Raw genomic sequence first — 14,851 nt, forward strand, 5'->3', positions numbered from 1 at the left:
CCCTTGCGAACGTCGGCGAATAAATTATTCAATCAGCGACCACACGCGATAAAAGCGATCGGTGCGCTACTTTGTAGCATGGTACTTTTTTCTTGTACTAGCGTAATGCTTACTGAATCAAGCGCTACTAAATTAAGTGCTAAAGACGCAAGTACCGCTACCGCTAGCGCAAGCTCTGCTAACGTAAATTCTGCTGAACTAAGCACTGATGATAACGGCACTCAGCCAGAGTCGATTCGTCATATAGAAACCGTCAATGATAACTGGAATTTTTATAAGGGCAGCTTAAGCTTTCCTTTTGCAAAAAATGACCAACCCAAATGGCAAAAGGTGACCATTCCTCATTCTTGGAATACTGAAGATATATTAGATGATGAAGACGGCTATTATCGCGGTGATGGTTGGTATACCAAGTCATTAATCATTCCTGACGTGTATAAAAACCAGCAAGTTTTTTTCTTGTTTGAAGGGGCAAACCAAGTCACTAGCTTATATGTAAATGGCCAAAAAATTGGTCAAGACCATATTGGCGGTTATACCACTTTTGCCAAAGACATTACCGCGGCGTTAAAAAAGGGGAGCAATGAAATCGCTATTAAAGTCAATAACGCCCACCACGAAGAAATTGTGCCGTTATCAGCAGATTTCTCTTTTTATGGCGGTATTTATCGCGATATTCAGTTAATTATTACCAAGCCAGTTCATTTTGAAGTCGCCAATTTAGGAGCTAACCCGGTATTTATTAGAACGCCGCAAGTATCAGCAGCCAGCGCTAAAATTGAAGTGCAATCAAAAGTTGTCGCACCCAAAAACAACCAGTTTTATGTATTGCAACAACTGTTAGATACCGACAAAAATATCGTTAAAGAAAGTCGTACTAAGCTAAATGCAGGTACAGATCATTTTGCAGAAATGGCCATTAACGCACCTAAGTTATGGTCACCGGAAAGCCCATATTTATATACCTTAGTGTCGAAAGTGGTTGATAGCCAAGGCCAAGTATTTGACCGTGTTGAAAACCCAGTGGGTTTTCGCTGGTTTCACTTTGACCCTAAAAAAGGTTTCTTCATTAATGGCAAAGCAACCAAGTTAATTGGCACCAACCGCCATCAAGATTTTTTAGGAAAAGCCAATGCAGTTAGCGATGAATTACATCGTTATGATATGAAGTTACTTAAAGAAATGGGCATTAACTTTTTACGTATCTCCCATTACCCGCAAGACCCTGCCATTTTAGAAATGGCCAATAAATATGGTTTTGTCAGTACCTTAGAAATCCCGTTTGTAAATCAGGCCGCCGCGAATGAAGCCGGTAAGCAAAACACGGTAAAAATGCTTAGAGAAGCCATTCGTTACAATTACAACCATCCAGCTATTGTTGCTTGGGATCTAAGTAATGAAACCACCATGAAAGCGCCTGAGAAACTAGGTGAAGCCTATACCAAGCACTTCCAAGAAACCCATGCGCTACTAGCCAAAGTCAGTAAAGAAGAAGACCAAACCCGGTATAGCTATTCGGTATTTTTCAAAAATCCAGCCTATCAAGATAAGCTGGGGATCAGAAACACCGAACTCGTCGGCTACAACAAATACTATGGCTGGTATTTAAACGAGCTAGAAGATATTGACACCAATTTAAGAACCTTGGTACAAAATTCTTTAGCATTAGATCCCGACAAACCGTTTATTTTAAGTGAATACGGTGGTGGTGCCGACCCAAGAATTCGCTCTTACCAACCCAGTCGCTTCGACTTTAGTATGGAATATCAATTCTTACTGCATAAAGCTTATTTAAAAGCCATTTTAGACATACCTGAAATTGTTGGCGCTAATGTGTGGAACTATGCAGATTTTCAGGTAGAGCACCGAAAAGATGCTGTGCCGCACATTAATAACAAAGGTTTAGTGTCGGCCAAACGAGAGAAAAAAGACGCGTATTACTTATACCGCGCGGTATTGAATAAACAGCCTTTTGTTGCCATTACCTCGAAACAATGGCATGCCCGCTCAGGTATTGCTGATAGCGAAAACGGCTCAGTAGCCACCCAACCGGTCACTGTTGTTGGTAATTTTGACGAGGTGGAATTATTGGTCAATGGTCTGTCTTTAGGTAAAAAAGCCTTTGATTTTTTCACTGCCACCTTCGATGTGCCATTTAGCCAAGGGCTGAATATTATAGAAGCGGTTTCGAGCAAAAATGGCCAAATCATCAAAGATTTTGCCTCTATTGATTTTTCCTTACAGCCGAAAAATTTACGCAGCACCAGCAATCCATTTACCGAAATTGCCATTAATGTCGGCTCACAGTGTTACTTCATCGAAGAAGACAATATCAACTATTTATGGATGCCAGACAAAGCCTATGAAAAAGGTAGCTTTGGATATATCGGTGGCGAAATAATTAGACATCCACGCAGAAAAACCATCGGCTCCGATGTCAGTGTCAAAGGTACAGAGTTAGATCCGGTATTTCAAACTCAGTTGGAAGGCATCAAGCAATATAAATTTGATGTTCCAAAAGGCTCTTATGAATTGTCTTTATTAATGGCAGAGTTAAAAACCAAAGATAAGAATGTTATGGACGTGCTCGTTAATGGCAAAAAGCTGTGGTCAAACATCAACCTCAAACAAGAGTTTGGTGATAACAGAGGCGTCACCAAACGGTTCTTAATTACTGTCAATGATGACAAGGGCATCACCGTTGATTTTAACGCTCAAGAAGGCAAAACAAGGCTAAGTGGTATCAAATTAAGGAAATTATAGCGGTTAATTAAGCGTCGGCTCCGCTCTGGAGTCGACGCCAATAAAAATAATAACCACAACAAAAAGGTAGATCGAAATATGTACACAAATATGTTTACCCTCTCGGCATTAAGTCTTGCTTTAGCAGCCTGTGGCGGTAGTGGCAATTGCGATCAAACGACTAAAATTTAAAAAATATAACCAAACACATGAGAATAACTTTAATGAAATTTAAAACTTTAGTAGTAACCTTCAGTTTAGCTTTGACGGCAGCTTGTGGCAGTAAGCCAACGCCAGAAAACACAGCAGTGATAGCAGATAATGCCAAGCCCAATATCATTATGATTGTTATCGACGATTTAGGTTGGTCTGATGTCGGCTACAACCAAACGACAGACTACTTTGAAACCCCTAATATTGATGCGCTGGCGCAACAAGGTCTGGTCTTTGATCAAGCTTACGCCGGTGCAGCCAATTGCGCACCAAGCAGAGCAGTACTAATGTCGGGTCAATATGGTCCTCGCCATGGCGTTTATACAGTATCGCCATCAGACCGAGGTAATCCAAAAACTCGCAAGCTTATCCCGATAAAAAATAAGAGCGGCATTTCTACGGACGTTATCACCATAGCGGAATCTCTGAAAACAGCAGGTTATACTACAGGTACTTTTGGTAAATGGCATTTAGGCATCGATCCAGATAAACAAGGTTTTGATGTAAATGTTGGTGGTAGCCACCAAGGCATGACCTTGCATTACTTTAGCCCGTACAATTTACCAAACATGGTAGACGGTCCAAAAGGGGAATACTTAACCGAGCGCCTAACCAATGAAGTAATTGACTGGGTTAAAACAAACAAAGACCAGCGATTTTTTGCTTATGTTCCCTATTACACGGTTCACACACCTTATCAAGCAGTTGTTGATAAGGTGAATAAATACCATCAAAAAGGCATTAAAAGTAAACAAGAAGCGACCTATGCGGCTATGGTTGAACACATGGATGAGAATGTTGGCCGAATTTTAGCTATGCTAGCCTCAGAAGGTTTGGCCGATAATACCCTAGTTATTTTTACGTCTGACAACGGTGGTTACCGCATGTCGTCATTCCCGACACCACTTCGCGGTGGTAAAGGCTCTTATTATGACGGTGGTTTACGCGTGCCATTAATCGTGCGTTGGCCAGAAAAAATTAAACCAGGCCTTGACCATACGCCAGTAATTAATGCTGATTTCTACCCAACTTTAGTCAATGTAACTAAATCAAAACAACCAAACCAAGTGTTAGATGGTGTTGATTTAACTGCGCACTTATTAGGCCAGCAAAAAATAGCCGAGCGCGATTTGTTCTGGCATTTCCCTATTTATTTGCAGGCACATCATGCCCAAACCGACCAAGGGCAAGACCCATTATTCAGAACTCGTCCAGGTAGTTCAATCAGAAGTGGAGACTGGAAACTGATCCAATACTTTGAAAACAATGAGTTTGAATTATATAACCTAGCCAATGATTTAGCGGAACAACGCAACCTTGCAAGCGAAAAACCAAGCAAAGTAGCAGAGTTAAAAGCAAAACTGCAAGCATGGCAACAACAAACAGGCGCAGATATTCCAACCAAACTTAACCCTGAATATGATGAGGCCATTAACCAGAAGCTCATTGATAAAATATTCGCTAAAGAGCAGCACCACTAATCCTAAAATGAATATGCCCCCCTATGCTGAATTTTGAACTTACCCACGAACGTCAAAATAGACTACGCCAATATAGATTTGGCGTACTAGCTATACTATTTGTCATTACCCTACTCCTGCTACAAAGTTGTGGGCTAGCAACAAATAGTAAAACAGTGACAGATGCCTCTTTGGTTGCACCTGTCGATTTAACAGTGGGTGAAGGTTTTGTTGACCCGCTTAACTATCACGATCCATCACCAAGGTTTTCTTGGAAGCTAAGTGACACCCGCTTTGGTGCCAAGCAAACCTCCTATCAATTACAAATTGCTAAAAAGCAAAAACACGCACTTATTTGGGACAGCGGTAAGGTTGACTCTAGCCAATCGGTTTATGTTGAAACTGACGCGCCAGCTTTTACTTCTAGAGATGAAGTTTATTGGCGCGTTCGTTATTGGGATCAATATAGCCAAATGTCTAATTGGAGCAGCTGGGCAAGTATTGAATATGGCTTATTAACCAAAGATGACTGGTCGGCAAAATGGGTTCACCAACCTAAGCGTAAAGACTTTAGTGATATAACGATAACTAAGGCAGTTTATGGCTTGCGTAAAGCGGGTAAAGATATTACTCAAGCCTTGTTAGACAGCTTAGATGGCGATAACAATGGTTTACGCGCAATTCGTGTTGGTGAAGGCGCTTTGTTTGCCCGAGACGATCACATTGGTAGTCCAATGCCTATTATTATTTACTATCATGAGACCGAACAAGACAAGCATCAAGGGCAACACAACAACATGCTTAAAGAGCGACAAGCCATGTCTTGGGATGGTTACTTGGTCGATATCCCACCTACATCAATAAGCAATGTGCCGTATTTTCGTAAAGAATTCGAGCTTGAACAGACTGCCACCAAAGCGCGCCTTTATGTAACCGCACGCGGATTATTTGATGTTGAAATTAATGGCAAAAAAGTCGGTCAAGACGCTTTTACGCCTGGTTGGACTGACTATATGCAGCGCATCGAAACGTTAACTTATGATGTGACTGATCATCTGGTTGCGGGTAAAAACGTTATTGGTGCCCGAGTCGGCAAAGGTTGGTATGCGGGTAACATCAATCGAGGCATGGGAGGCCAATTACCACAATTTCTCGCGCAACTGGAAGTTGAGCTTAAATCAGGCAAAAATGTATCTGTGGTCACAGATGACAGTTGGACTTATTCCGACCACGGGCCAGAGCTTAAATCAGAAATATACTGGGGTGAAGATTATGATGCCAATCGCGAGATCGACAACTGGAGTTCTATAGGCGAAGTATCTGCGCAATATAAACCAGTTGGTACTTCTGAGCTCGATCATGTGATCTTATCACCGAAGATTTTCCAAACAGTGTCTGTGCAAAAAGTGCTTAAACCCAATTCGATTAGCTCTAGTGCGCCTGATAAAGTGATCTTTGATATGGGGCAGAATATGGTGGGTTGGCCAGCTATCAATCTGCCAGTTAAAAAGGGGCAAAAGCTCACCATTCGAGTGGCAGAAATGCTTAACCAAGATGGTAGCCTGTATACGGAAAATTATCGTGCAGCACGTTCAATGGCTACTTACCTGCCTAATCGAGATGGCATGGTGAAATGGAAACCGACATTTACCTTCTTTGGTTATCGGTACCTTGAACTCAGTGGATATGATGCAAGTTTTACACCTGAAAAAGACTGGGTAAGCGGTGAGGTACTACATAGCGGATTTGCACAAACGGGTACTTTTAATTCTTCACATAAAAAACTCAACCAATTGCAAAGCAATATCGAGTGGGGACAACGCGGTAACTTTGTTGATATTCCGACCGATTGTCCACAACGGAATGAACGCTTAGGTTGGACAGGCGACGCGCAGATATTTGCCGCCACCTCACTTTATAACTTCGACGTACACGCCTTTTGGAGCAGTTGGCTGCGTACCTTACGCGACCAACAAAGTGCTGACGGCCGCCTACCGGTCATTGCACCTGATGTCGCCATCTTTGGTACGCAACTTTCTCCCGCTTGGGGCGATGCTATTTCAATCATTCCCTGGGAAGTTTATTTACACACTGGCGACTTGCAGATCCTGAAAGATAACTACGAGGCAATGACTAAATACGCGGAATTATATCGCGCTAAATCGAAAGATTTTATCAGCCCCGACACTGGCTTTGGTGACTGGTTACAACCGATTAAACATAAGAATAAAGAATCGCGAGGCGGAGAAACACCGCGCGAACTAATTGGCTCAGCCTACTTTGCATACACAGCTTCAATCAGCGCCAAAGCGGCAAAGCTACTCGGCAAAAGCGAGGATGCGATTTATTATCAGAACACTGTTGATGCCATCAAACAAGCAATTCGTACTCACTTTCTTGATGATGATGGCCGCTTAACCACACAGGTTGAAACCCAAACTGGCTACGCCATTTTAATGGCCTTCGACTTAGTTGATGAAACACTGCGGCCGAAACTCGCGGCGCATCTTGCTAGACTGGTTGCACAGCAAAGCGATCGCCTGAATACTGGTTTTGTCGGTACTTCTTACCTTAATCGCGTTTTAGACGATGCCGGTTACCAACAACAAGCACTCGATATTCTTTTTACCAGCGAATATCCGTCGTGGTTCTATTCAATCGATCAAGGTGCGACCACGCTATGGGAGCGTTGGAACAGCTATAGTCATGAATCAGGCTTCGGTGATGCAAAAATGAATTCATTTAACCACTACGCCTATGGCGCTGTTGGTCGCTGGATGTACGAACGACTTGCTGGACTAGAACCTGTAGAAGCAAGCCCAGGTTATAAACATATTCGTATTCGTCCGCTATTAGACTCGCCGTTAAACTTTGCTGAAGCTTCGTTAGAAACGCGCTACGGCTTGGCCAAAACCCGTTGGCAAAAAACGTCTGGCAAACTATCAATGGAAATTGTTATTCCACCCAATAGCACCGGCATCTTACAACTTCCTGTGGCATTAGCTGAGGATTTACAATGGACGAATGCGCCAACGGGGCAAAAATTAAATTGTAAACAAGGTGAATGTGCTTTGGTGGCGGGGCATTATTTGCTGTCAGAATAGATAACTCTGTAAAAAGGTGCGTTAAGACAAAACAAAGGCGATCTACTAACTCGCCTTTGTTCAACTACATAGTTTAAAGCCTATTTGCTAATGCTTTAATGTGACTTCTCGAATTGGCTTTAGCAGCACTGGACCAATTAAACCTGCCGGTTGCAGCTCGGTATCTTTAGTGATTTTGCTTTCAAAAGTAATTTCCGTTTCAAATACTTTGGGCTGCGCTTGATCAGGAAACTGTTTAGGATACTTCAAGTCACCAACCATTCTATTTACCCAAGTGGTTGCCACTTCTACTATAAGCTTATTCTTGCCTGCTACTAAATAGTCTGTCACATCAACTTGTAGTGGTCTGCTCCAAATCTCACCTAAATTGTTGCCGTTAATGGTGACACGCGCCACTACACCTACTTGGCCTAAATCTAATATCCAGCGTTGATCATCACGAAGTTGTGATTGCTCAAATTGGAATTGATTTTGGTAGGTAATTGAACCTGAGTAATGTTTTAACGCTAAAGGTTGTAACTCAGTTAATGAAACTAACTTATCTAGTGTTAATGACATTTCAACATCACGATTTTGTTCAAAAGTTAGTTGCCAAGGGGCTCTAAGTGTTAATGGCGCTGGTAAATCAACCAGCTTAACTACTTGGCTATCACCATTAGTAAATTGCACTTGGTACTCACCGTTTTCGGGTATATCAACAATAAGCTGATTTTGCTTATAAAGCGCTGTCGGTAACCAAGTAGCTTTATTTTGCTTAGAAATTTGTTTAACTGCTGTAGGTTGAATAGTCGCACTGGCAGATTTTTCAAATACGATAAAGGTTGACCCTAAACCTTGTAAGCTCAATGGCGTAACTAAGCGACCATTTTCGATGCTGTATTGGCCAATATTTCTAATACTACCAGTCACTGCATCCCAAGCTTGTGGTTGGCCAAGCTTGGCTTGCTCTTGTCTTTGCATTGCAGTTTGCAACCTGAAGCTTGGTTTAATATCAACCACAGCTTCTGATTGGTTGGCAATGAAATAAATTTCGTGAGTATCACTGCTGCGATGGCTCCAAATCACTTCTGTTGGCAAACCAGCAAGGTCGGCCGGGAGATTTAGCTTGTCCATGACCTGCGCTAAGTCAACGTTCTCGGCAGAATCAAAGAATACCAGACCTTTGCCATATTGGCCTTGAGTAACAGTTGTGCCATCAATTTGTTGCCACAATTCATTCGCTAATTGCTGAACTTGATTATCAGCTTGCGAGTAGTTTTGCAAACTTGGTGATTGGCTTGGTTTAGGGCCATAAATGGCACCACCATCTGCGACTAATTGTTTTATTTTCGCCAACACTTGTGGGCGCATCGTTGTTGCATCAGGCAATACCAGTAGTTTAAAGCGCGCTCCACTTGGCAAAACGAATTGACCATCTTCAACACTTAAACCATGCAAAATGACTTCGGCATTGATAAAGTCGTAAGAGTAACCCGCAGGTAGCGCAGGTTTAATTTCACCCGTCATTTTCGGCGCATCTTCACCAATAAAATACATAATATCAGCAACATAAGTACCTTGTTGCATCATATAATTACTGCGTTTTATGTAATTGAGCCAGCCCCCCATGTAGTCAAACCAAGTGTTATGGCGATTAAATTCAGAGCCAAACCAGGCATTCACCCCTGGCTTTTTATCTTCGTAACCTTGCTGAATATAAACGTGCAATAAGGTGTGGTTAATACCTTCAACAAATGACCAATCACCACGCTTTTTAAAATCCCAAAAATGATTTTTAAAGGCATCGCCACGACCAGCAGTGAAAGACTCCGACATCACAGTTTTATGCCCATAAATATGCGCCGCTGATGACGCCGATTTTAATTCAATTGCGCCTAAATTACCTGACGCCCAAAATTCACCACTGACAATATCAGCTTGGCCGCCGTATTGTAAAAACTCCCCCGGAAAGCCCCAGTGACCGTAGTTTTCTAACCAAAGTTTTAAACCATGCTCGTGCGCACGTTCCCGCATGCCTGCGGTATATTCATATGATACACGGTCGGCTACCATGCGGCGCATATCCCATAAAAAGCGTTCACTTTGCTCGGCACTGTTAACAATACGCCCTGTATATACGGGTAAAAACTGCATTGGGTCGTAACCAAATTGTTGCTGAAAACGCTTGGCAAAGGCGTCCGTCCAATTCTGTGCGCCCTGTTCATAGCTGTCGATCACTAGGTATTTAAGCGCGGTACGCTCTGCTGGTTGTAGGCGATCAATAATGTCGCCTACATAAGCATCAAAATGCGCTTGAGCGATTTCTTTACTGAGTTTGTCGACTTCTGGGCCACGAGTGGCGTTAGTGGTTGGGGTATTAGTGGTGCCTGTGGTGCGCATAAAATAATGCACTACAGTCCACTCACCTGCTGGCGCTTGCCAGTTGAGCTTGCCATCGTTAACAAATTGAGTGACATCTAATACTTGCTCTGCATTCAGTGCTAGGCTTGATTTATCTTCTGGTGTTGGTGCGTCCCACTGATAACTATCATGTTTAGGTTGTGGATTCGGGAATACTTTAGCCAGTTTTTTCTCTACATAACGTTCTAATTTGTAGCCACTGGTTAATACCAGCTCTTTGATGCCAGGATTCGGCTCACTGTTTTTTTGCTTGCGACCTATTACCAACGAATCTATGGTCAGGCGAAATTCACGGGCTGTTACTTTCGGGAAGTTAATGACTATTGGCGCGTCATGCTCTGGCCCAATCGATGCCATATTGCGTGGACGTTGTAAATCAAACGATTTAATTGTTTCAAACTCACCATTCGCATTTTTAAATGACAGCGTGGCTTTTGCCGAATGTGTATCGTTAGGGTAAATTTCTAAGCTGCGTGCTGTGAGTGTTTCATCATGCACAAAGTCGATTTCTAACTTACTGCCTTTAGCGTTTATTAACGACGCTGGATAGTGATAAACAGATTCATGATCACCATCAACTAAGCTTTTAATATTCGTGCTGTTAATATCGGCTTGTATAGTTTTTTCACTATTGATAAAGGCCGTTGCGCTACCTTTAGTTTGTTGATTATTAAGGCGAATAAGTTCATCGGCAGGGGTTTTAAACGCAATAACCTTTACATCATCCGCATAACCTTCTGGTTTATTCAAAGACAGGTTAGCGTTTTGACCGCCAACTAAGTGATATTCACGGTTATCTAAATAACGCATGGATTGATGCATCTCAACCCAAGGACCACCAGATTGACTCCAGCCCGGCGAGTTAAACAAACCAATATCTACGTTATACTCAGGGGCTTTTTTGATTGCATACAGCAACACGTCCCACCATTCATCGGAAAAAGCTTTTATCTTGCCATAGCCGCCAATACTGGGTTGCAAGTGAATAATGCCGATAAGTGCCGTGCTAATGCCCTGCTCCTGCATTTTTTTCAGATCGTTTTCCACCCCTTGCTTGGATATATGATCGTTGATCCAATACCAATAAACCCAAGGTTTGACCGCATCAGGCGGTGTTTTAAAGTTAGCTTTAAGCTCAGCAGCTGGCGCGTGATAAAACGACTCTGGCATTGGACTGACTGGTTTATGCAGTTTTGTTGAAACGCCAGCAGTGGGTTTAACATCATTTAATTGTTCGGGCGTCGAAGCTTGTTTGCTTGTGTCGCCACAACCGTTCAATGACAACGTAATTAATGCAGAGGACAAAACGCCTGTAAAAGTTATGCTTCGTAATGCAAAACACCTTTTAATTTTTTCTAAATATTGTTGGTACATACAAAAAGCCATAATTCAAAGTTAATGAAGAAGCCTTATTACTTAGCAAATAATGCAGATATGATGTTTGATATCTGAGCATTTAGAGCCATGAGTAATAAGCCGCTATATTTATCACGAAAAGGCAGGCTTATGGCAGATTGATACCCTAACTTGCCGCTATTAGAAATTTTTATAGAAAATACGTTCTAAACTTGATTTATAGAAAATGTTGTATAAAGTAATTTTATAGTGAATTTTCTATAGAGTTTCGAAGATGTATATCAATACACCAAAAGACTTAGGTAAACTAATTAGCAAAGGCCGAAAGGATAAGGGCTGGAATCAAAGCCAGCTGGCTAAGCATATCGGTATACATCAACCTGAAGTCTCAAAACTTGAAAATGATCCATCAAAGTTTGATCTTATTATCGTCATGAAAGTGCTGGCACTAATTGAACTGGATTTAATCGTCGAGCCAAGAGATCAACAAGCTGCTGATGGGTCAGAGTTGGGCTTCTAATGGGCAGAAAATCGCACAGTAAAACATTATATTGTTCAATGAATGGGATCCTTGTTGGCGAGCTTCATTACCGTCAGGGATCATTAAGCTTTCAATATGATGAATCATGGCTGAAACGTGCTGGAAGTAGAGCTTTATCGCAAAGTTTGCCGATGGGCGCACCTCTTAACAATCAAGCCGTTGAAGCTTATTTTGATAACCTATTGCCTGACAATATCAATATCAGACGAAACATTGTGACGCGCCTTGGCGCAAACAGTACATCTACATTTGATTTACTTGAATCCATAGGTCGTGATTGTGTGGGTGCTGTAGCATTAAGCCAATCGCCACCTTCTGGACATTTACCACAGTTAGAGTTAAGCCCATGTAACGAAAATGCCATTGCTACATTGCTTAAAAACACTCGAGTATCAAATACATTAGGTATGCAAGATAATGAAGATTTTCGTATTAGCCTTGCTGGTGCACAAGAAAAAACCGCATTAACATGGTGGAATAATCAATGGCATAAGCCACTAGGAAAAACACCAACAACGCATATACTCAAACCGCCTATTCAGCATCATAGCGGCATGAATATTGATTTAACCAGTAGCGTCGACAATGAATGGTTCTGTCTACAGTTTTTAAACGAGCTTGATATACCTGCCGCTAAGGCCAGTATTGAGCAATTTGAGGACGAACGTGTTTTAGTAGTGGAGCGCTTTGATAGAAAGTTAGCAAACAATGCCATTATACGTTTGCCCCAAGAAGACTTTTGTCAGGCACTTGGCCGCCTGAGTGATAATAAATATGAAGAGCATGGTGGGCCTAGTGCGCACGACATTATGGAGCTACTGTCATTAAGCTTAAATCCAATTAATGACAGAACTTTATTTATGAAAATCCAAGTACTATTTTGGTTACTCGCTGGTATTGATGGGCATGCTAAAAACTTCAGCATTTTCTTACAAGCGAAAGGATTTTGTTTAACGCCTTTTTACGATGTCATGAGTGCTTACCCATATTTCGGTCAAGGAAATATACAGCCACAAAAAATTAAAATGGCAATGAAAGTGCACAGCAAAAATACACATTATCGCTGGTCTAGAATTTTAGCTAGGCACTGGTTAAACCACGCGAATTATCTATCTTTTCCAGAAAACGACATGAAAGCAATATTGGTAGAGTTATGTGAAACAGTGCCCGATGCATTAATAAGAGCAAGTGATTCAGCATCGAATTTATTTTCCCATCAGGTGGGTGAAGCAATAACCAAAGGCACCAATCAATGCCTTGAAAAGTTAAAACGCCAGTTGAGTGCGTTGTGAGGGCTAAGTGTATATTTTACTTAACTCTCCCTTAATCAAGAAGCTGATTTATAACGCTAATACTTAAAAACATCTTGCCAATATCTTCAGAACCGCCGCCATCTAAACGGGTAAAACCAAGGCTAAGATAAAAGTTTATTGCACTTGGTTCTGCATCTAAATAAAGCCCGTATATGCCAATATCTTTTGATGCTCGATGCACTCGATGTAAAGCATCAGACATCATTTTACGCCCAATGCCTTGCCCTTGAATTGATGTATCAACGCCAAGCATGACCAAGCGCACACAAGGAATGTCTCTAGGCAAACTTCCCTGAGATAAACTTTCCAAGTCATTTGCATTTAGTTTAAATGAAGTGAGTGTATAAAATGCAGAAAAGCGCTCCTTGTTTTCTAAGTCAAGCAATACAAACGCTTGCGAAAATTGTTGGCTTACCTGCTTTTTTAAAGACGAATGAACAAACTTATTGATAATGTGATTGCCACAATCAAATTTTTTCTGCTGGTAATAAGTGTTTTTCGGCTCAAATTTTTCTATAACAAATCGATTATCGTTCACTAAATGTTCCAGCTGCGAGTAATTCTTTCAATTCATCAGAAGGCGCTGACGGTTTTGCCAATGCTTCAAACAATGCCTGTTGCTCTTGTTTTTCAAGTTGCATTTTTTCATTAAGTGCAACAACCTCTCGTGCCGCTTCAAGTGCGGGCGCCATGATAAAGGTTGTCATATCAACACCACGTAATAACGCGGCTTGCGCTAGTAATTCTTTGTTTTGCACGGTTGTTTTTAAATCTAACCGAGCATCTTTTTTCATTGCTAAAGTAGCCATCGAGATTTTCCTATACGTTTGTTATACGTATAGTTTAGTAGCATTCAATTTAAAGTCAATGTACGTCTAATATACGGATGGAACGCTTTGCAATACCTAGGGTAAAAAAGGTGCGAGTGAATTACTTAACAAAAAGCTCTAATTTAGTGTTGTGTTTACAATTCCCAATCTAAATGGTTGCTTTGGAATATTTCATTGCCTTGATTCTGAATCGCCTCAATCCACTTTTTTGCAACTATAGGGCAAACATTTAATTTATTCACAGCCGTCATTTCAATTAAGTAGTGCTCATTTTCTAGAGTTGTCGGCATTAAGCCAGCATCGTCTGTATTAATGCATACTGCGACTGCACCAGTTCTTATTCCATATCGATTAAATTCGCCATCTCTATTTAACCAATCTGCAATTGGAGGGTTCCAGCGAAATATGGGGTGTTCAGCATAAGACTTAAAACGACCGATGGTAATGTTTGACGTCGGACAAGCTTCAAGAATAATGCCTTTCCGAGAATACTTTTCTAATAATAGGTCTTGCACTACGGTATAGAGCTCAAGTTCTAAATTGCTAATAACTTCAGTGTCAGCTCTAGTTTCAAATTCTCCTGCAGTGCCAAAGAAAATAGCAATAACTTGACCAAACTTGTTGTTCGTATCAAGTGCACTATTCAAATACCGCCTCCACAATTGCACTGACGCAGGGCTACTCTTCTGAATGAGCGTTTGGTCTGGACACCATAATAATCCTTCAACACTACCATCGCCTTGATGAGCCATCGGATAGTTTTTTCGCAACAGCCAACTTTGATAGAGTGTTTCTGGTGTGTGCGGCACTCCATACAATTGTTCTGAATAGCGAGCTATCTTCCTACTTAACAAAGCGATACAAGAGCTAAATTTTTCACAAGCCATAGCCA

8 protein-coding genes and 1 pseudogene are annotated in these 14,851 nt (G+C 41.5%); 5 read left to right on the top strand and 4 right to left on the bottom strand.

Features of this window, described 5'->3' with window-relative positions:
* Window positions 1–105: 105 nt before the first annotated feature.
* From WSC_RS23560 to WSC_RS23565, 3 genes are all read left to right on the top strand, one after another.
* A complete protein-coding gene (locus WSC_RS23560; protein ID WP_016957763.1) occupies window positions 106–2,763 on the top strand; it encodes a glycoside hydrolase family 2 TIM barrel-domain containing protein in 2,658 nt (885 codons plus the stop codon).
* A gap of 203 nt (window positions 2,764–2,966) precedes the next feature.
* A complete protein-coding gene (locus tag WSC_RS0120125) occupies window positions 2,967–4,436 on the top strand; it encodes a sulfatase (RefSeq protein WP_040395319.1) in 1,470 nt (489 codons plus the stop codon).
* 23 nt (window positions 4,437–4,459) lie between these two features.
* Window positions 4,460–7,519: an alpha-L-rhamnosidase gene (locus WSC_RS23565; protein ID WP_016957765.1), complete on the top strand. Its 3,060-nt coding sequence runs from the start codon at window positions 4,460–4,462 to the stop codon at window positions 7,517–7,519.
* An 87-nt stretch (window positions 7,520–7,606) separates the two neighbouring features.
* Here the strand turns inward: WSC_RS23565 and WSC_RS0120135 are convergent, their stop codons facing one another.
* Complete coding sequence (locus WSC_RS0120135) at window positions 7,607–11,293, bottom strand: glycosyl hydrolase (RefSeq protein WP_016957766.1); 3,687 nt, start codon at window positions 11,291–11,293, stop codon at window positions 7,607–7,609.
* 256 nt (window positions 11,294–11,549) lie between these two features.
* Between WSC_RS0120135 and WSC_RS0120140 the strand changes: the two genes are divergently transcribed.
* Window positions 11,550–11,795 (top strand): helix-turn-helix domain-containing protein, encoded by a 246-nt coding sequence (locus tag WSC_RS0120140; protein WP_016957767.1) that lies wholly within the window; start codon window positions 11,550–11,552, stop codon window positions 11,793–11,795.
* 38 nt (window positions 11,796–11,833) lie between these two features.
* Window positions 11,834–13,108: a type II toxin-antitoxin system HipA family toxin gene (locus WSC_RS0120145; RefSeq protein ID WP_237716340.1), complete on the top strand. Its 1,275-nt coding sequence runs from the start codon at window positions 11,834–11,836 to the stop codon at window positions 13,106–13,108.
* A gap of 31 nt (window positions 13,109–13,139) precedes the next feature.
* Here WSC_RS0120145 and WSC_RS0120150 read toward each other — a convergent pair whose 3' ends face one another.
* The 3 genes and pseudogenes from WSC_RS0120150 to WSC_RS24510 all read right to left on the bottom strand — a co-directional run.
* Window positions 13,140–13,667 carry a GNAT family N-acetyltransferase gene (locus WSC_RS0120150; protein ID WP_016957769.1) on the bottom strand — a complete coding sequence of 176 codons (528 nt, stop codon included), beginning with the start codon at window positions 13,665–13,667 and terminating at the stop codon, window positions 13,140–13,142.
* Window positions 13,657–13,938: a type II toxin-antitoxin system TacA family antitoxin gene (locus tag WSC_RS0120155; protein ID WP_016957770.1), complete on the bottom strand. Its 282-nt coding sequence runs from the start codon at window positions 13,936–13,938 to the stop codon at window positions 13,657–13,659. Before WSC_RS0120155 ends, WSC_RS0120150 begins: the two co-directional genes overlap by 11 nt.
* 155 nt (window positions 13,939–14,093) lie before the next feature.
* A pseudogene (locus WSC_RS24510) lies at window positions 14,094–14,851 on the bottom strand (hypothetical protein); the annotation flags it as partial.

This window comes from Catenovulum agarivorans YM01, assembly GCF_000281085.1.
Taxonomy (GTDB): domain Bacteria; phylum Pseudomonadota; class Gammaproteobacteria; order Enterobacterales; family Alteromonadaceae; genus Catenovulum; species Catenovulum agarivorans.

Bases quoted from the DNA above. Each gene is read 5' to 3' on its own strand.
- WSC_RS0120140 (WP_016957767.1), top strand. From the start codon at position 11,550: ATGTATATCAATACACCAAAAGACTTAGGTAAACTAATTAGCAAAGGC.
- WSC_RS0120145 (WP_237716340.1), top strand. From the start codon at position 11,834: ATGAATGGGATCCTTGTTGGCGAGCTTCATTACCGTCAGGGATCATTA.
- WSC_RS0120125 (WP_040395319.1), top strand. From the start codon at position 2,967: ATGAAATTTAAAACTTTAGTAGTAACCTTCAGTTTAGCTTTGACGGCA.
- WSC_RS0120135 (WP_016957766.1), bottom strand. From the start codon at position 11,293: ATGTACCAACAATATTTAGAAAAAATTAAAAGGTGTTTTGCATTACGA.
- WSC_RS23560 (WP_016957763.1), top strand. From the start codon at position 106: ATGCTTACTGAATCAAGCGCTACTAAATTAAGTGCTAAAGACGCAAGT.
- WSC_RS23565 (WP_016957765.1), top strand. From the start codon at position 4,460: ATGCTGAATTTTGAACTTACCCACGAACGTCAAAATAGACTACGCCAA.
- WSC_RS0120155 (WP_016957770.1), bottom strand. From the start codon at position 13,938: ATGGCTACTTTAGCAATGAAAAAAGATGCTCGGTTAGATTTAAAAACA.